Origin of the sequence: Alloprevotella rava, from assembly GCF_014195585.1 — a bacterium.
Classification (GTDB): Bacteria; Bacteroidota; Bacteroidia; order Bacteroidales; family Bacteroidaceae; genus Alloprevotella; species Alloprevotella rava.
The window spans coordinates 24,905-42,291 of record NZ_JACICA010000006.1; the positions used below are offsets into that span (position 1 = coordinate 24,905).

General features: G+C 50.3%; 14 protein-coding genes. 3 read left to right on the top strand and 11 right to left on the bottom strand.

Going from position 1 to position 17,387, the window contains the following annotated elements; all coding sequences use genetic code 11:
• Positions 1-54: 54 nt before the first annotated feature.
• Together FHS60_RS06240 and buk are read left to right on the top strand one after the other, a co-directional pair.
• A complete protein-coding gene (locus tag FHS60_RS06240) occupies positions 55-978 on the top strand; it encodes a phosphate acyltransferase (RefSeq protein WP_183696563.1) in 924 nt (307 codons plus the stop codon).
• Positions 979-1,027: 49 nt separating this feature from the next.
• Positions 1,028-2,089, top strand: coding sequence for a butyrate kinase (buk, locus tag FHS60_RS06245; RefSeq protein WP_183696566.1), 1,062 nt, complete (start codon positions 1,028-1,030; stop codon positions 2,087-2,089).
• Positions 2,090-2,190: 101 nt separating this feature from the next.
• Here the strand turns inward: buk and FHS60_RS06250 are convergent, their stop codons facing one another.
• Positions 2,191-3,408, bottom strand: a complete 1,218-nt coding sequence (locus tag FHS60_RS06250; protein ID WP_183696570.1) for a sialidase family protein — start codon at positions 3,406-3,408, stop codon at positions 2,191-2,193.
• Between the two features lie 25 nt (positions 3,409-3,433).
• Positions 3,434-5,548, bottom strand: coding sequence for an HDIG domain-containing metalloprotein (locus tag FHS60_RS06255; protein WP_183696573.1), 2,115 nt, complete (start codon positions 5,546-5,548; stop codon positions 3,434-3,436).
• A gap of 1,206 nt (positions 5,549-6,754) precedes the next feature.
• Between FHS60_RS06255 and FHS60_RS06260 the strand changes: the two genes are divergently transcribed.
• The gene (locus FHS60_RS06260) at positions 6,755-8,107 is read left to right on the top strand and encodes a BspA family leucine-rich repeat surface protein (protein ID WP_183696576.1); all 1,353 of its coding nucleotides are present in this window, start codon (positions 6,755-6,757) and stop codon (positions 8,105-8,107) included.
• A 248-nt stretch (positions 8,108-8,355) separates the two neighbouring features.
• On the opposite strand, the gene FHS60_RS06265 is transcribed toward FHS60_RS06260, so the two are convergent.
• The 9 genes from FHS60_RS06265 to FHS60_RS06305 all read right to left on the bottom strand — a co-directional run bounded on the left by FHS60_RS06265 (position 8,356) and on the right by FHS60_RS06305 (position 17,288).
• A complete protein-coding gene (locus tag FHS60_RS06265) occupies positions 8,356-9,219 on the bottom strand; it encodes a KilA-N domain-containing protein (RefSeq protein WP_183696579.1) in 864 nt (287 codons plus the stop codon).
• 228 nt (positions 9,220-9,447) lie between these two features.
• The gene (porN, locus tag FHS60_RS06270) at positions 9,448-10,506 is read right to left on the bottom strand and encodes a type IX secretion system ring subunit PorN/GldN (RefSeq protein ID WP_183696582.1); all 1,059 of its coding nucleotides are present in this window, start codon (positions 10,504-10,506) and stop codon (positions 9,448-9,450) included.
• Between the two features lie 20 nt (positions 10,507-10,526).
• Positions 10,527-12,089 (bottom strand): type IX secretion system motor protein PorM/GldM, encoded by a 1,563-nt coding sequence (gene porM, locus FHS60_RS06275; protein WP_183696586.1) that lies wholly within the window; start codon positions 12,087-12,089, stop codon positions 10,527-10,529.
• Between the two features lie 143 nt (positions 12,090-12,232).
• A complete protein-coding gene (gene porL, locus FHS60_RS06280; RefSeq protein WP_183696589.1) occupies positions 12,233-13,135 on the bottom strand; it encodes a type IX secretion system motor protein PorL/GldL in 903 nt (300 codons plus the stop codon).
• Between the two features lie 55 nt (positions 13,136-13,190).
• Entirely contained in the window at positions 13,191-14,657 is a 1,467-nt protein-coding gene (porK, locus tag FHS60_RS06285) for a T9SS ring complex lipoprotein PorK/GldK (RefSeq protein WP_009347945.1), read from the bottom strand.
• Between the two features lie 27 nt (positions 14,658-14,684).
• A complete protein-coding gene (locus FHS60_RS06290) occupies positions 14,685-15,638 on the bottom strand; it encodes a PorP/SprF family type IX secretion system membrane protein (RefSeq protein WP_244957451.1) in 954 nt (317 codons plus the stop codon).
• 208 nt (positions 15,639-15,846) lie between these two features.
• Positions 15,847-16,068 (bottom strand): DUF2795 domain-containing protein, encoded by a 222-nt coding sequence (locus FHS60_RS06295; protein WP_009347943.1) that lies wholly within the window; start codon positions 16,066-16,068, stop codon positions 15,847-15,849.
• 89 nt (positions 16,069-16,157) lie between these two features.
• The gene (locus FHS60_RS06300; RefSeq protein WP_183696595.1) at positions 16,158-16,676 is read right to left on the bottom strand and encodes a cob(I)yrinic acid a,c-diamide adenosyltransferase; all 519 of its coding nucleotides are present in this window, start codon (positions 16,674-16,676) and stop codon (positions 16,158-16,160) included.
• A gap of 6 nt (positions 16,677-16,682) precedes the next feature.
• Positions 16,683-17,288: a hypothetical protein gene (locus tag FHS60_RS06305; RefSeq protein ID WP_183696598.1), complete on the bottom strand. Its 606-nt coding sequence runs from the start codon at positions 17,286-17,288 to the stop codon at positions 16,683-16,685.
• Positions 17,289-17,387 lie beyond the last annotated feature (99 nt).

Sequence of the window (17,387 nt, forward strand, 5' to 3'; positions counted from 1 at the left end):
TTATTCCGCACCTTTCCGTATATTTGGCCCGAAAACATCAATCTCTGGATTTGTATGGCGGAAAAGATTTTGAATTTCAATGATCTGACGGAGAACTTGCAGCAGCAGGGACGCCGTTGTAGTGTGGCGGTGGTCTGTGCCACGGATGCGGAGACGCAGTATGCCGTGTTGCGCGCAGCGCGCGAAGGCTTCGTAATGGCTATCTTTGTGGGAGGCGAACAGGAAGTGCGCCAAAACCCCGACTTCGCAGCTGTGGCCAACGAGGTGCGCTTCGTGGCGGCCAACGATGCTCGCGAGGCGGCGGAAAAAGCTGTGGCACTGGTGCGCAGCGGTGAGGCGCAGGTGCTGATGAAAGGTTTACTCAACACCGATGTCCTACTCCACGCCGTGTTGAACAAAGAGCACGGTATCCTCGCCAAGGGGCGCGTGCTGACACATTTGGCTTGTGCGCAGTTGGAAGGATACCCACGCTTGCTTTTCTTTACCGATGCTGCCGTCATCCCATATCCCACGCCCGAGCAACGCCGTGAACAGGTGCGCTACGCCGTGAGAGTGTGCCACGCTTTTGGTATCGACACGCCGAGGATCTCACTGATTCATTGCTCCGAACAGGTGAACGAGAAATTTTTCCCCTTCACGGTCGACTATCCGCAGATTGTCACTGAAGCCCAAGCGGGGACTTTCGGACAGTGTATAGTGGACGGTCCGCTCGATGTAAAAACCAGTTGCTCGCTCGAAGCGCTCCAACACAAAGGTCTGCACTCGCCCATCAACGGAGCGGCCGACGTGCTCGTTTTCCCCGACATCGAAGCGGGTAACACGTTCTACAAGGCCGTCACCCTCTTTGCCCACGCCAACATGGCGTGCATGCTGCAAGGTAGCGATGCTCCCGTGGTGCTCACCAGCCGTGGCGACAGCAAAGAGAGTAAATACTACAGTCTGGCACTGGCTGTGAAATCCATCCACAACAATAATTGACATCGCCGTGCGGCACTGCGCCGTAGCGACACCTAAAAAAGATACGAAAGTGAAGATTTTAGTGATAAACCCCGGCTCTACATCTACGAAAGTGGCCGTATATCTCGATGAGAAACCTGCTTTGCTTCGCAACATCCACCATTCGCCGGAGCAATTAGAGCAATATCCCGAACTGACCGATCAATACGAATTTCGCAAACAATTGATTCTCGACGAACTGCGCGCCATGGAGGTATCGCTCAACTTCGATGCCATCATTGCGCGAGGGGGATTGGCAAAACCTGTTGCGGGCGGAATCTACGCCGTGAATGAGAAAATGGTGACCGACACACGCAAAGCGCTCCACAAACACGCTTGCGACTTGGGTTGCCTCATTGCGTGGGAAATGGCAAAAGACATCCCCAACTGCCGCAGCTTTATTGCCGATCCGGGCGTGGTGGACGAACTCTCGCCGCTGGCACGTGTGAGCGGCTCGCCGCTGATGCCGCGTGTGTGCATTTGGCACGCTCTCAACCAGCGAGCCATTGCGCGCCGCTATGCCAACGAGGTGGGAAAAGAATATGAGGACTTGCGCCTCATCATATGCCACCTGGGTGGAGGTATCAGTATTGCCGCCCACGACCACGGGCGCGCCGTGGACGCCAACAACGCACTGGATGGCGAAGGACCTTTCTCGCCCGAACGAGCAGGTAGTTTGCCAGCGGCCGACCTCATAAGGCTGTGCTTCAGCGGGAAGTTTACGCAGGAGGAACTCCTAAAGCGCATCGCGGGACAAGCTGGACTGATGGCGCACTTGGGCACTAACAATATGAAGGAAATTGAGAAGCGCATCGCTGCAGGGGATGAACACGCGAAACTGATTGTGGACGCGATGATTTACCACGTAGCAAAGAACATTGTGGCCGAGGGGGCGGTGCTTTTCGGTAAGGTGGACGCCATCCTCCTCACGGGCGGGTTGGCGCATTCGGAATATGTTGTGAAACACCTGCGGGAGCGCATCGAATTTCTGGCTCCGGTGTATTGCTACCCTGGTGAGGACGAAATGTTGGCACTGGCGAGCAACGCTCTGGCGGTACTGCGTGGCAAACGCGAAGCAAAAGAATATGTGTGAACTTAGTGTGCGCTGACGGATTTACCCATAAAGCGCAAGTTGAGATATACAAAACGGCGGGAGACATTGAGTCCCTCGCCGTTTTGTATGTATGTGTGAGTTTAGCGAAAACGCCCGTTGGTGATTTCGCTTAGGGAGAAGCTGTTGAAAACAAGGGTGTAGTCGGCTTTGTGGGATGTTTCCTCATAGAAGATACCTATCTTCCCATTGCCGAGGCGTTCCAATTCGGAATAGGCCGAACCTACTGACGACACTTTATAAGGGCCGGACCAGTTGGCAGCAAAAACGGCAGGAGAAGCGTAGGCCTGAACGGAGGAGAGCTCCTTGTAGTAGATGCCCACATTGCTGCGGCCAGGACCGAGAGGGACAGACTGAAGGGCGACCCACGTTGAGCGATTGTCGGAAGTGCGGCGGGCAGGAACAATCAGTAGGCCACCGTTGGTACTGTTCTTCTGCGCATCAACGCCTTGATTGGCGGCACTGGAATAGGCCACTTCACCCCATTCGCCTTCAGCGAGGCGAGCGTTGCGATAATGGAAAATATTGAAATAACGGCCGCCCCAGGTGCGCGAACTGAGTGCCACATCACCATTAGGGAGTTCTTCGCATTTCACTTCGTCGCCTTTGGGAGCCGGCGAGGTGTGGATGCTGCCGAGCGAATGCCAGGTACGGCCAAAGTCGTCGCTATAAACAACGCGATTACCATTGGGACGAGCGCAGATGGCCGCATAGAGGCGGTAGTACTTCCCTATCTTCACCGTGCGGCTCTGGCAGATGCGGCCGGAGGTGATGAAAAGACTTTGGACAGGACCGAGCTGACTCTCGTCGAAGAGAGAATAAATATCCTCCGTGATGTCGTCGGGAGCAGACCAAGTGCGTCCGCCATCGTGGCTATACAACCGAGCCACACGATTGGGATTCTGACGCGTGGTAGAGGCCGCACCGTAAACAGTATTACCGCAAACGCAGAGCAGCAGGATGTCGCGACCATTGGGTGCGGAGACGATGGCAGCATCGCCATAGCCACAATCGGCGGCATGCTTCACGCCCGTACCTCGAATAATGGAGTACTCCGAGGACCATGTACGGCCGTTATCCTGTGATAAACGCCCGTGAAGATCAACGCGACCAAAACCGATGTCGGCGCCGCAGAGGCGATAATCGGTCACGGAGAGCAGGCGTTTCCCCTTGAGATGGGCAATGGCGGGAATACGATAGGGATGGGCCGAATCGGCTGTGGTGACGAACAACTCCTGTCGCTGTGCGGACAGGTCTAAGCCCATGATGAGGGCAACAAGGAGAAGGAGGTACTTCTTCATTCGGAAGAGGTTTTTGAGGTATGTATTACGATTTTTTACTGTGATGGTAGTGGCGGTTTCCTCCCAACAGATGGGGCCAATGGATTCCCAGACCGTTCTGCTTATCCTTGTTGAGTTCGGGATAAGCGATGCGCGTGTGATAAACGGTTTTCAAACTATCGATCAGTACGCGCTTGGCATCCTGAACATCGCGGAACGTGATGGGACATTCTTGGAAATAGCCCGCCTGCACCTGTCCGTCAATAATTTTATTGACGAGCGCGCTGATTGCCTCTTCCGTGTATTCTTTGAGGGAGCGAGAGGAGGCTTCCACCGCATCACACATCATCAAGATGGCTTGTTCGCGCGTGAAGGGATTAGGGCCGGGATAGGTGAAGAGCTCGTCGCGCGGCGTTTCTCCAGGATGGTTGTTCTGCCACTGTATGTAGAAATAGCCCGTCTTACTGCGTCCGTGATGCGTCGAAATGAAATCACGGATAGACTGGGGCAAGTTATTTTTTTCTGCCAGTTGCAGTCCCTGCGTCACATGGCTGATGATGATTTGTGCCGACTGCTCTTCCTTCGCCATATCGTCGCGGTCGGTCAGCGAGTCGTGAGGATTCACACCACTTTGATTTTCGGTGAAGAAAGCCGGATTGAGCATTTTCCCAATATCGTGAAAGAGAGCGCCCGTACGCACGAGCTGTGCACTTGCGCCAATTTTGTTGGCCACCTCCGCTGCGAGGTTTCCCACCTGCATGGAATGGTTGAACGTGCCTTGTGCCTCCTTCGACATTCTTCGGAGTAGCGGATGATTGATATTGGACAATTCGATGAGGGTCACGCTCGATGTGTAGCCAAAGATGCGCTCAATGAGATACATAACAGGATAAGCAAAAAGGAGGGCCACACCTGATGCAACGAGATATACATAGCGCGAATGATCCAAATCGGAGATGCTCGTATTGGCAGCCATATCGTAAGCAAACTGAGCAAGGAAACCAACAATGACCACAAACAAAGCGATGCGCAGAATCTGGGCGCGCTCGGTCATCTCGCGCAACGCATAGACCGTGACGAAGCCAACGATACTTTCGATAACGAAAAACTCGAAAGAACCCGTCAGACCGATCGATGTCAGGAGCAAGGAGGTGAGCATGGCCATCGTGGCCGTGCGCGAATCAAAGAAAATGCGAACGAAAAGCGGCACCATGGCATAGGGCACAAGATAGACGCTGAACCAGTGCTGCCGCACCATGATATAGGACAGAAATGGGAAAATACAGATAAGCCCATAGAAGAGGGCCAGTGTACGCACGTTCTCGATATACTTTGGTTGGAACGTGAGCAGGAAGAGGGGGAAGATACTCAGAATAATGAAGATAAGGAGTGCCTGCCCCGGCATCTGCCGCCAGAGGTTCGTATTGGTCTCGTTGCGGCGTGCGCTCTCCTGCACATAGGAGTCGAGCACGAGTTTCAACTGCGGCGTAACGATTTCGCCCATATCTATCACGCGCTGTCCCGTCACCACCATTCCGCTGGAAGTGATCACGGAGTTGAGTGCCTCCTCCCGAGCGGTTTGTGTCTTTGCCTTGTCAAACGTGAGGTTAGGCGTGAGATAGTTGTTGATATTGCAAAGTGCCAACACATCATGGAGATAGCCCGCCGAGTCGGCCCCCATGATGGTTTCATAGGCAGTGCGCGTAGTGTAGATAGCACTGGTGGATTGCGTCACAGCATCTTGTCCCTCCACGATATGCACATTCTGATAGCGATGACTCACCAATTCGGACATCTGCGAGGGCGACATAATACCCGTGTTATAGACGAGTGCCAACTGCTTTATCACATAGTTGATATACCTCTCCGGAACTTGGATGCGACGGGCTTTACAGTCGGCAACAAAGGCTTTAATCTGCTGACTACTTGTCGTCATGGACTTGGTGAAGAAGGGCTGAAAATTTCGCAGTACGCTGTCCTTCTCCATCTGAATACTTTTCTCCGATTTGATAATAGGAAATTCAAAATCAGCAATCAGCGGAGCATATTTCCAAGGTGTTCCCTCCTTGTACTCAAAGACAAATTTGCCTTCGCGGGGAACAGCCAGAGTGAGCAGCAGAACGCTGATGAGCGTAAAAAGGATGAGATAGATTTTTTTCACAATCCTAAAAAAATTTGTTTAGGCAAAGATACGAATTTCCAATACAAGTAACAAAAAAGCCCTGCGCGCCGCCCAATCTGTCAAAAAAGATGATAGAAAAGCCTACAAAATCCTCACCTCCCCTGTTTCCAACGCACGAAGAACCCCATGAAAACAGCAACTATATATCCTGATGCGTCATTTTGTGAAGCTTCGATAACACATTTCTGAAGCTTCCCTTCGTTTCAATTCGTCCGGTATCATCGGTTTATTAGGAAGCAATGAAGTCTCTGAAGCTTCTTTGCATTTTTTCTAATGGAGAAGCACATAATGAACAAGCCCCATCGTCCATTCCCTTATTGTGTTTGGAGATGCAATAAGACTATCAGCTCGCCTCCTTATTCTGTCTGCCCACCCCCTTATTGTGTTTGAAGATACAATAAGCCTATCCGCTCACATCCTTATTGCGTCAGCTCACGCGCTTATTGTGTTCGGAAAAGCAATAAGCCTATCAGCCCGCACCCTTATAGCGTTCGGAAATCCAATAAGGCTATCCGTTAACGCTCTTATTGCGTCCACTCGCGCTGCGATGTAGCGTGTTCACCCACTGTCCCCGGCGGGGACACACCAATGCTTAACCGCGGGTGATGCCCAAAGGGCGAACCCGTGGGAAAGGGATGCACAAACCTCCGACGCAGGAAGCGTCGCACAGCACCTACTCTCCTCCTCCCAGGATTTTATTTTTTCGTCGTCACGTCGTCACGTTGTCACACTTTGAGCATAACCGATTGAGGATGTACACTTTATGAGCGTGACGACGCGTGACAACGGTGTGACAACAAAGAGAATTTGTTGTCACGCGCATAAGTCCCTATCTATCAGTATCTTCCCTTCCTCCGTGACAACGTGACAACAAAAAATGAGTTTTTTCTATAGGAGGAGAGAGGGAGAATACTACCTCAACGCTTTCAGTGCGACACTCATCCGTCCACTTCCCCCAACGAAAAATATATATTTTTTTGTATTATTAAAAAAGTTTCCATACCTTTGCGAAAATACAACTTTTATAAAAGAAAACTTGTCGCTTTGCTTTCTAAAGAGTCGAAAGGCGGACAAGGTGTTAATCTAATGATTCGAAATTACTATTAATCTCAACTGCCCAACTTCCCGATACGGCACTCCCAGAAAGTATAAAGACGATAAGGAGACAAAGGGGAAACTAATTTTATGAGAAAGCAATTACTCAAGAATCTCTGTGCTGCGTTCCTCGCAGGATTCATGGCCTTGTTGCTCCTTCCGCAGTCTGCTCAAGCACAGGAGAAGGAAGCGTATGTGGTGAAAAGTAGCGATAAGAAAACGCTGACGTTCTACTACGACGATCAGAAATCATCCCGCACTGGCACTGTGTGGGGAATTGAGGAGACGAAGAAGGAATATGGAAGTACATACCCTGCTTGGTCGGGAACATATAGTGCACCTGAATCCGAAGTTACTACCGCTGTCTTTGATGCTTCGTTCAAGAACTATCGCCCCCAAAGCACAGAGAACTGGTTTTTTAATTTTAAAAACCTGGAGAAAATAGAAGGATTGACAAATCTCAATACATCTGAAGTCACTACGATGAATTCAATGTTTAGGAACTGCCAGAATTTAACTTCCCTCAATCTCTCCAACTTCAAAACGGAGAACGTGAAAGACATGAGCTTTATGTTTTTGGGCTGCTCAAGGTTAACTTCCCTCAATCTCTCCAACTTCAAGACGGAGAAGGTGCAAAACATGAATGACATGTTTTATGGCTGCCAGAGTTTAACTTCCCTCGACCTCTCCAACTTCAAGGCGGAGAACGTGAAAGACATGAGTAGAATGTTTATGGGCTGCCAGAATTTAACTTCCCTCAATCTCTCCAACTTCAAAACGGAGAACGTGAAAGACATGAGTGGAATGTTTAGGGACTGCCAGAGTTTAACCTCCCTCGATCTCTCCAACTTCAAGACGGAGAACGTGCAAGACATGAATTCAATGTTTAGGAACTGCCAGAGTTTAACCTCCCTCGATCTCTCCAACTTCAAAACGGAGAACGTGAAATACATGATTGAAATGTTTAGGAACTGCCAGAGTTTAACCTCCCTCGATCTCTCCAACTTCAAAACGGAGAACGTGAAAAACATGGGTTCAATGTTTAGGGACTGCTCAAGTTTAACTTCCCTCGATCTCTCCAACTTCAAGACGGAGAACATGCTAGACATGAGTGCAATGTTTAGGGACTGCAATTCTCTACAAACCATCTATTGCAATAATACTTGGACTTGTTTATATTCTTGGGGAATGTTCGAAAATTGTACAAATCTCCAAGGAGCTGTGTCCTACGATGGAAGTAAGATTGAAGTCTCCATGGCGAATCCTGAAACAGGATATTTCACTAAGAAAGAAATTACGGGAGTTACTACGACTACCACTGAAGGCGATGCAAACATCCAGGCGATTTACTCTACTGACGGAAAAAGACTCAACGAGCTACAGCGCGGGCTGAACATCATCCGCATGAACAATGGAACTATGCAGAAGATTCTGCGCAAGTAGCGGTTACTCAATTCCGCAACTCTCCGCTTATAGCAGCTTATACAATAACTCTCTATCTGCAACACCCAATTGGGGTGTTGCAGATTTTTATATATTCCTCCGCGACCACAGTAATACAGATTAAGCATGGGGTGTCCCCGCAGGGGACAATTCTGAGGATATCTTCTCTGGTTGTACGCTATATTAGTTATGCTTCGAGCGAAAGTAGATATTTTATTAGACATAAGTGCAAATTATTTCGCTATCTTTTACTCTATTTTTTTTGTGCTGTCAGGTAAGATTATTCTAAACCTCTGTTCTATATTATTTGTATCAAGAACCTTTAACTGCTCTTTTGCCATCTTATGAAGAATCCTAAAACGTTGCTCCCTTGGCAATCCACATTTTATCATTTCTGAATTAGCAGACTCCATATTAGATAGTACCACCAACTGATTAATACTTGCAGTTTCTCTAATATTCATCCCTTTAGATGCCAATTTTGGGTTTGCCAAACACCATTCCTTTGCTTTACACCCAAAGAGAATAATATTAAGCATATCGGCTTCTGTTGCGTAAATAATCCCTTGTTTGATAGTCTTAATATCCATTTTGGGAATAATCTCGTTTTTAATAGCATCGGTATGAAGTGTATAATTGGTTTTGGATAGTATTCGTTTTGCATTCCATTCCATCGAAAGTGGGCTACTTTCCAGTTCCTTTAACCTTTGGTATTCTTTTACGATGTAAAGTTGGAATGTAGGACTAATCCACATACCGAAATTAAATGCAATATCCTTATGCGCATAAGTGCCTCCGTTTCGTCCTGCTTTAGAAATGATACCAATGGCATTAGTTGCTTCAATCCATTTTCTCGGGGTCATATTAAACCTGTTCAATCCCGCCTCTTTCATAAAGGTGTCGAATTCGACACCTTTAAAATTAGGATTGTTCAGACTTTCCCAAACGCCAAGATATTCTAAGGTGTTTTTGTTCCTCATCCAATTACGGATATGGTCTTCTCCTTCATTGGCTTTCACCATATCCGTAAGACTGATGTAATCGTTATTATCTTTTCCTATCAGTACGGATATTTCGGTGTTCTGCACCGTTATCTTCTTTGATGTATCCATAATCTTACTCCTCCCCTTTTAGCTCCTTCGTAATTTTTTCAAGTTCAACCAAGCCGTTTGAGTGAAATGTTTTACTCCCGTCTTTAATGAATGCCACAAAGTCCCCACTCAATGCTACTTCGTTAGGCGAAACTAAGAGATGGCATATGAGCATGTCAAGAATATCGGCAATATCACAGAGCTTGTTTTTAGAGCGAAACGCAACGGCTACTCGTGGTTGCTGCGATTTTAGTGGCGCTCGCGGCGGACGGAGAAGGCTGCGTTGCCAGTGGATGAACCTGCTGTGCGGCGCGTGGTGCGGCGGTTCACATTGGAGCTGCGGCGGCTGGTGCCGGAAGAGCTGCGAGAGAGAAGGCCGCGGCGGCCTGTGGTGGGCTTCGTAGTTTCGGTGGCGAGGGAGTCGGTGAGCGTGGTGTCGCGCTTCAAGCTATCGCCAGCCCATACATGGTTGTGGAAAGCCGTGAGTTCTTGTTCGATTTTGTTTTGGGCAGCTTTCAAAGCCGTATCTGTGCGGGCTGTTTCGGCCAAGAGTCGGTCCTGGAGATTCACTACCTTATAGATGTCGCCCGCATAGTGGTTCATCGTGAAATAGTCGTCGGCGGAAATGGTGGAGGCATTGTTCAGCGAACTCTCCATGAGCATCAGCTTGCCCAGGTAAGGGGCTGCATCGCTGTATTTCACCCAGAAAAGTGGATATTCCGTTTCTTCGCCACCGAAGTCGGCATCGCCACGCACGAGGACGGGGCAGAGCGCGGTCACTTGTGTGTGGAAGGTAGCAGTGTGCTGGTTGTAGTAGACGCTCTCCTTGATGTAATAGCGTGTTACGTCGGCCAGCGAGAGATCGGCATCGTCCACGCGCATCCGTCCATCGGTCACGGTGTAGTACATGGCGTGGTCGTCCATGATTTTCTTTGCCGAGATGGCGTTGGAGCGGCTGAAGTCCTCGTTTCCCGTTGCTACGTTGTAAGCATAAGCCGTCACTTGTTGGCGCAAGATGAGCTTCATCAGATAGGTGAAGAGGTTGACGCGTCCTTCCTGCGGTGTTATAGGATAGTAGAGCGAGGCGTTTCTGTCCTGTTTGAGGTTGAGGCGGCGATAGAGGTCGCGGCGCCAACTAACGTCGGCGGGCATTTCTGCTGCCACGGGGAAATCGCGATAGGACACGCCGCGCGGAGCGTTCTGGGTGCGCTGTTGCTGCTGGGCGGCTGCTTCGGCTTGGCGCTTGGGTGGCTGAGCGGTGGCAGTGAGTCCCATCAGGACGGCGATGAACAATATGATTCGTTTCATATACTTATGTTTTCGTAGAGTTAGTTGATGATGACTTCGAGCGCTTGTGGAAGTGTGCGAGTGGTGCCATCGGGGCCGGCAGCAACCACACCGCGAATATAGAAGCGGCTACCATTGCGCAACTGGCGCATAAGTTCACGCTGATTGTCGGAAAAGCGTGAACCAGCGGAGCGTTCTACGCGGAGTTCGCCCATGCGGCCTGCAAAGACGCATTCGAAACTCTGCACGCGGAATTCGATATCGAGCAAGCCATCATCGATAGCTGCATTGAGCCCTCCAACGCCGAGAATGGCGGCTTTCGTAAGGCGACCACCTTTGAAGCGGGTGTCGCCCAAGGCGAGATAAGCTGTGGGGTCGGGCAGGCGGCGTACCTTGAAGGTGTAAGAGCCCATGGTGGTTTGCTTACCGTTGACCTCGCCCGTCACCGTGAAGGTAACGTCCTGTCCCACTGCGGCGGGGCGTGCTATGTACTTGCCCTTGCCTTGCGCAGTGAGGCTTCCGCCCTTCATGCTCAAGTGGACCTTGTCGCCACTAATGCCGCTGGCGCTTACGCTAACGGGGTTGTTGAATCCGGCGTAGAGCACGTTCATCAAATCGGCCGCGACGGTAGCTCCGGAGGGTGGCGCAATGACGTTGTACTTCTGGATGAAGTTGCGGCGTATGATTTCGCCCGTGGCATTGGGCATAAGGATGTAGCCAGAGAAGCTATATTCGCCTGGTGCTCCAGCGGTGAAACTATAAGAGCCAGAAGAGCTTATCTGTCGGCCGTTGACGAAAATCTGCGGGCGTTGTGTCGTGTCGACAGCAGCCATAAAAATTTTACTGTTGAAGACTTCGCCAGGCATGAGCGTAGTGCGCTCAGCAGCTACATAAGCGTTGAGTTCGTTCACACGGATATCTTTGAGATCGATATTGGCGCGGAGCGTGTGGAGCACTTGATTCTCGGCCTTGCGAATATCGCTCTGGAGCTTTGAAAGCATCGTGATGGCGGCCACAGCGGGCATATCCTCGAACATATACTGCTGCCAGTTCTTTCCCAATAGCGTGTTGTCGTTTTTGGGTACTACGGTGCTGAGGTCGGAGGAGATAATGGCGCGTTGGCGCTGGTCGGTGATAAACTGGAGTATGAAATCGCGGTAGGCGTTGATACCCTCAAAGAGTCGCTCACCTTTTCCGTTGACGGGAGCAAGCATAACATGGCTGGCGGCTTCTAAGTCCTCTTGGTTCTTGAGAGCGTCGGGTTTCCCCTCAGCTCCGTCAGCTTCTCGGGCAATGGCCCATTTCATTTGCTCGGCGAAGTTGTAGAGACTGTCAGACATCTGGCGCACGCTGAGTGCTTTGTCGTACCAGGGCTTAATCTTCTCGGGGTTGAGCTTCATCTGAGCGGCGAAGTCGTCGTATATGTCGCGGTTTTCCTTATCGGCATTGGTCGTGGTGCGCTGCAAGCTGTCGCCTACAAGGCGGAAACCTTTGAGCACATCGGAGGAGACGTTCAATGCGAGCATGGCCAGAAGGAGGACATACATCAGATTGATCATCTTCTGCCGTGGGGAAACCGGTCTTTTTTTGATAGTGCTGGACATTATAATGTGCTAATGCGGAGCGGCAAGGGCCGCTTTTTTAATGTGCTAATGTGCTAATGTGGGCAATGTGCTAATGCTGTTGAAGCAATGTACTAATGTGCTAATGCGGGGAATGTGCTAATGTGGCAAAGCCCTCATGCAGATTATTGCTGCGGGGCTTGGTCTACACTGCCTCCGTTGCGTACAACATTGACGGTGAGGGCGTCGATCATGCGACCATACACCTGGTTGAGGCGTTGGATCTGATCTGCCAATATCTTGGTTTGGTTATTGATGTCGTCAATTGTGCCCACTTGCAGAGAAATGCTCTTGAGGTGTAGCTCATAGACCTTGTTGATGCCCGTAAGAGTGCGGTTGAGGTTCTCCATCTCTTCGCTATCGCGCGTAAGTTTGAGATTCTGTTCGTCCACTTTTGCCAATGTTTCATTGAGCGTGTTGAGTTTGTCGATATACACTTTTGTGGCTTCCTCCATTTCGGGCGAGAGCACAGCTTGTGCGCGATGGAGCAACTCATCATTGGCCAAACGGATGATGCTTGCCAACTGTTCTGCATCTGCATCGTGCGGAATGCTAATGCCTTCGGCGGGAGCATTGCCAGCTTGCGACTGAGTGGCTACAGCCACCTGCTGAGCCGGAGCACTTGCAGGCTGAACAAAAGCTGCTGCAGGCTGATAGGCGGTTGCCGGTTGTGCTGATACTGGAGTGACTCTTTCGGTTGAGTCGAAGGTTGCAGGAGTTTCTTCCTCCTCTTCTTCCTCGTTCATCTGTGCTTCAATCTCTTCGTCGGTCAGATAGCTCTTGGGGAGTACCTTACCAATCTCTTGCTTATCGAAAGGACGATCGAAAGCACTCAAGAAGAAAACGACGACCTCCGTACCCATACCTATGAACAACATCATGTTGCCTCCGGGGAGGTGGGTCAGTTTGAAGAGCGCACCAAGGATCACGATGGCGGCGCCCCAGCTATATGCGTAGTTGAGGAATGTCTGACCTGGAACGCTGTCCATCCAGTGTTGCAGGCGGATGATGAAATTTATCTTAGACATTGTTTTGCTGTGCTAAATTATCGTATGTGTAGATAGATGGTAGAGAAGCGCCACCTTATTTTTTCTTTCCAACGCGGGGAAGTTTGCCCGTGCGAGTGCCTGCCAAACTGCGAACGCAGCGGAAGCCAACGAAGGAGCGCGGGTGGTTCTGATATTCATAAGTACGCCATGCGGAGCGAATCAGGCTCAAGGGGTCTTTCCACGAACCGCCACGGATGCTCTTGCGCTTAAGGGCGTAGGGGTCTTCCTTTGCAGCATTGTAAGAAAGCTCAGGGTTGATGTCGGCCATTGCTTTAACGCCCGCACTGGTGTAGGTCGTGCTTGTCCATTCGGCCACATTGCCTGCCATGTCGAACAGGCCGTTGGAGTTGGCGCCATAAGTGCCTACCTGACTTGTCACGAGATTACCATCAACGGTATAGTCGCCCTCGTCGGGCTTAAAGTTGGCGTAGTAGCAACCTTTCTTGTTTGTTTTGAGGTTGTTATCGTCTTCGGCAGGCGTCCAAGGGAAAGGATTCTGTTCCTTACCGCGTGCCGCGTATTCCCATTCGATTTCTGTCGGCAGACGATAGCGCTGAATGTAGCGTGCCTGGGGGCCGAGACCTTTCAGCAGATACTGCGTGCGCCAAGCACAGAACGCATTGGCTTGTTCCCATGTCACACCAACAACGGGGTAGTCGTTGTAAGCCGATGAGGACCAATAGTTCTTCATATAAATTTCATTGTTGGCGTTCGTAAAGTCGTTTACCCAGCAAGTAGTGTCGGGATATACATTCACTATATAAGTATTGAGGAAGTCCCACGGGCCGCTCAACGGGCGCTCGATGGTTTCGCGCACAATTTTTCCGTTCTCGTCCACATAGGCCGTGTCCTTACTGATCATTACTACCTCGTCTGGGTCGATAGTGTGGTCGGTGTTCAGATCGCGTTCTTCGGGGTTGAGGCGGTATTTGCGGAGCGCTGCCTTTTCGTAGTCGTAGATTTCATAGCGGTAGTTGAGCTGTCGGAAGTCGATCATCTTCGTTCCATCAATAGGGTTGGTGAGATAGAGACTCTCGTAAGCTCGCTGCTGGTCTTCGTCCATCTTTTTGGGCAGAGCTTTTGCCCAGTTGAGATGAGGCTTCACAGGTTCGCCCTTCTTATCCTCCGTGATTTTATAAGAGTCGTCGCCACCGAAAGAAGGGTCGGCGAGGCGTTCGCGGAAGATAGAATCGCGCACCCATGTCACAAACTGGCGGTACATGGAGTTGGTCACCTCCGTCTGGTCCATCCAGAAGCCGTCAACAGATATGTCGCGCGCTGGAATCTCTTTGCCCCAGAGCGTGTCGTTTTTTTCGATACCCGTACGCAGGTGACCACGCTTGATCTCTACCATGCCGTAGGGAGTGGGCTCACTCACGGCCGCGCCGCGTGAACTTGTCACTTCTCCGCCGCTTTTCATAGCTCTGTTGCTGCCGAAACAGGAAACCAGCGTCATGGCAACGCAGGCGGAAGCGAGTATTGTAAAAAGTTTTTGTATCATGTTTGTTTTCTATATTCTTAAAGTAGTCTACAAATAGCGAACACTTCTGTGTAGGTTTTTGCCGCGCTTCTGCAAATTGAGCGGCATACGGTAGCTGATGAGTAGTCCGTGATTGCCTGCGCCAAGTCCTATTCCTGAGGTGTTGGCTTCGTAGGCGTAGCTGATGTCGATACCGTGGAACGTTCCGCCTATGAAGAGCGTGGCGCTGTGCTGCGGAGCATAGGTGGCACCAGCGTAGAGGCGTTTGTTCTCATGCCTATAGACGAGGCGACCTGTGAAATCAGCACGAAAATCCGTTCCGTCGTAGCGCATCATTACCGAAGGCACTATTGTTAATAACGGACTACGCATTTTTATATTGTATCCAGCCGTGAAATTATAGAGCGGTTTGTAGGTAATCTGGTTGCGTTCACCCAAGAGAACGGTTGGAGCTGTGAGGTGTTGCACACCTATTCCGGCATACCATTGTTTGCGGTGGAAGAAGATACCTGCGGAGGCGTCAATCTTCGAACCTGTCACGTCGGATGTGGGGATTGCCGGGTCGGAGCCAGCGCCATCGGCCAGATCGGCCTTACTTCCTTTGAAACTCTCTGCGAGCATATCAGCTTCTGCGCCGAGGCTCATCACGCCGCCAAAGAGGCGGAAGTGATAGCTATATTGCAGCGCGAAACGTTTGTGGCTGAACAAACCGATTTCATCGTTCTGGAATGTTGCACCTACACCGTGGCGCGTTCTCCCAATTTGAAAAGCCATATCAGCTCCCGCATACATCGTGCCGCCTGCATCCTCGTAGCCCATTGGGTGAGTCATATAAGCCGCATTGATAGAGAGCTGGTCCGAGCGACCCGCAGCAGCAGGATTGAACTGCGGCTCCATGTCCCAATAGTGGTTGAAGGCTGGTTCTTGCTGGGCATGAACTGACGCACCACATAGCAAGAGCAATGCAGCGAGCAGGAAACGTATGTGAGTCTTTAGCGTCATATTCATTATCACAACGTAAAAGAGCGGTCTTTATTGTATATCTATCGTTTTGTTGCTTTAGTGTAAGGGGCAGCAAGAGGTGCGAAAAGCGCGCTCCAAGGGGCTATTCCCGTTACCAGATAGAGGCATTTTGAAAAAGCAAGGCAACGACGGTGGGTTTCCGCCATTGCCTTGCGATTCGGCAGGAGGCGCTGTTGCGCCAGTCCTTTTAATATTCGTCCTCGTTGAAGAGGAAGTCCTCTTTCGTAGGATAGTCGGGCCATACGTCCTCAATGGTTTCGTAGACCTCGCCTTCATCTTCCAATTCTTGAAGGTTTTCGACAACCTCCATAGGTGCGCCCGAGCGCATAGCATAGTCAATCAATTCGTCCTTTGTTGCAGGCCATGGAGCATCCTCCAGTTTTGAAGCTAATTCAAGCGTCCAGTACATAATCTATATGTGTTTAAAATATTTATTTATTGCTTTGTTGTCTTTTCGGCGTGCAAAAATAGACTTTTTCTAAGAAAAGAAACCATTTCTTATAATTTTATTTCCTCCGAACCCATAAATTTATTTAAATATCTGGCAAATAGGAAGAAAAAGTCAGACAATCGATTGATATATACCATTGTTTCGTGTGGCAGAGCCTCATCGCCCAGTCGCCAGATGGCGCGTTCGGCACGGCGACATACGGTGCGACAAACATCGGCTTGGGCTGCGGGCATAGCTCCACCAGGCAGGACGAAACCACAGAAGCGGCCTTCGGATGTGTCCACGCTGTCGATGAGCTGTTCCATAGCTTCGATGGTTTCGGCCGTGGGCAATCCTTGTGGTTCTTTGAGGAGAGCCAACGCGCCATTGATAGCAAAGATGCGGCGCTGAATATCATAGAGGTTTGCCCGTAGTTCTTCGGGACACATAGCCGCGAGGAGTCCGATGTGGGAACAGAGCTCGTCGAGCGTGCCGTAAGCTTCTACACGGTCGTCACATTTCTTCACGCGGTGACCATTGGCCAAGGACGTCATGCCCTTATCGCCGCTGCGGGTGTATATCTTCATATTGTACTAATAATTTATGGTGTAATCTTGTTTGTTCAGTCGTGCTTCGAAATAGGCCAATCCTAACCAGTAAAGATCGAAGGTGACGCGTACGCTTTCCTTTTTTATCCATTCGCGCCAGGCTTGTAGCGTTGCGCGCGAACGGTGTATGCCGTAGGTAATGAAGAGTGCGCGTGGACCAGCGTAGGAGAGGAGCGCATCGAGTAGAGGGGCTATGGGGTCTGAGGTATTCAGAAATAGAAAGTCGATATGCCCCATCTGGTGGGCTTGTTGCAATGCTTCTTCGGAGGTAGTTGCGCAGTGGCAAGTGCATTTCTGACAAGCCGCAGCCACATACCGTTGCTCGTCGAGCGTATCAGGGCCAACAAACAAGGCCGTGCGCGGCTGATTGTCGTTGGCCAGCCGGAAAATCAGGCGGTCGTCGCGCTCTGGCAGAGCCTGCCCCTTGCGTGTTTGGTGCAACTCCTCGTAAGCGTAGTAGCACCCACGCTGGTAGATCACTCCTTTCACCAATTGGAAAGCAAAGGGAGAATGGATATTGTAGCCTCGACGCTGACGAACACGCCGACACCACACGCCGATGCGCTGTAGATAGTAAATGAACCGTTGCATATAGCGCGAAGGTAAGCAATTCAACTCACATTCCTTTCCTTTCTCCATTGAAATACATATATAAATATGAATATGCCTATTGTGTCTAATGGAGATTTT

What these genes read in the sequence shown, in the direction of transcription:
- FHS60_RS06250 (WP_183696570.1), bottom strand. Translation starts at nt 3,408, where the DNA reads ATGAAGAAGTACCTCCTTCTCCTTGTTGCCCTCATCATGGGCTTAGAC.
- FHS60_RS06260 (WP_183696576.1), top strand. Translation starts at nt 6,755, where the DNA reads ATGAGAAAGCAATTACTCAAGAATCTCTGTGCTGCGTTCCTCGCAGGA.
- FHS60_RS06290 (WP_244957451.1), bottom strand. Translation starts at nt 15,638, where the DNA reads ATGACGCTAAAGACTCACATACGTTTCCTGCTCGCTGCATTGCTCTTG.
- FHS60_RS06300 (WP_183696595.1), bottom strand. Translation starts at nt 16,676, where the DNA reads ATGAAGATATACACCCGCAGCGGCGATAAGGGCATGACGTCCTTGGCC.
- porK (WP_009347945.1), bottom strand. Translation starts at nt 14,657, where the DNA reads ATGATACAAAAACTTTTTACAATACTCGCTTCCGCCTGCGTTGCCATG.
- FHS60_RS06305 (WP_183696598.1), bottom strand. Translation starts at nt 17,288, where the DNA reads ATGCAACGGTTCATTTACTATCTACAGCGCATCGGCGTGTGGTGTCGG.
- FHS60_RS06240 (WP_183696563.1), top strand. Translation starts at nt 55, where the DNA reads ATGGCGGAAAAGATTTTGAATTTCAATGATCTGACGGAGAACTTGCAG.
- FHS60_RS06295 (WP_009347943.1), bottom strand. Translation starts at nt 16,068, where the DNA reads ATGTACTGGACGCTTGAATTAGCTTCAAAACTGGAGGATGCTCCATGG.
- FHS60_RS06265 (WP_183696579.1), bottom strand. Translation starts at nt 9,219, where the DNA reads ATGGATACATCAAAGAAGATAACGGTGCAGAACACCGAAATATCCGTA.
- porM (WP_183696586.1), bottom strand. Translation starts at nt 12,089, where the DNA reads ATGTCCAGCACTATCAAAAAAAGACCGGTTTCCCCACGGCAGAAGATG.
- porN (WP_183696582.1), bottom strand. Translation starts at nt 10,506, where the DNA reads ATGAAACGAATCATATTGTTCATCGCCGTCCTGATGGGACTCACTGCC.
- porL (WP_183696589.1), bottom strand. Translation starts at nt 13,135, where the DNA reads ATGTCTAAGATAAATTTCATCATCCGCCTGCAACACTGGATGGACAGC.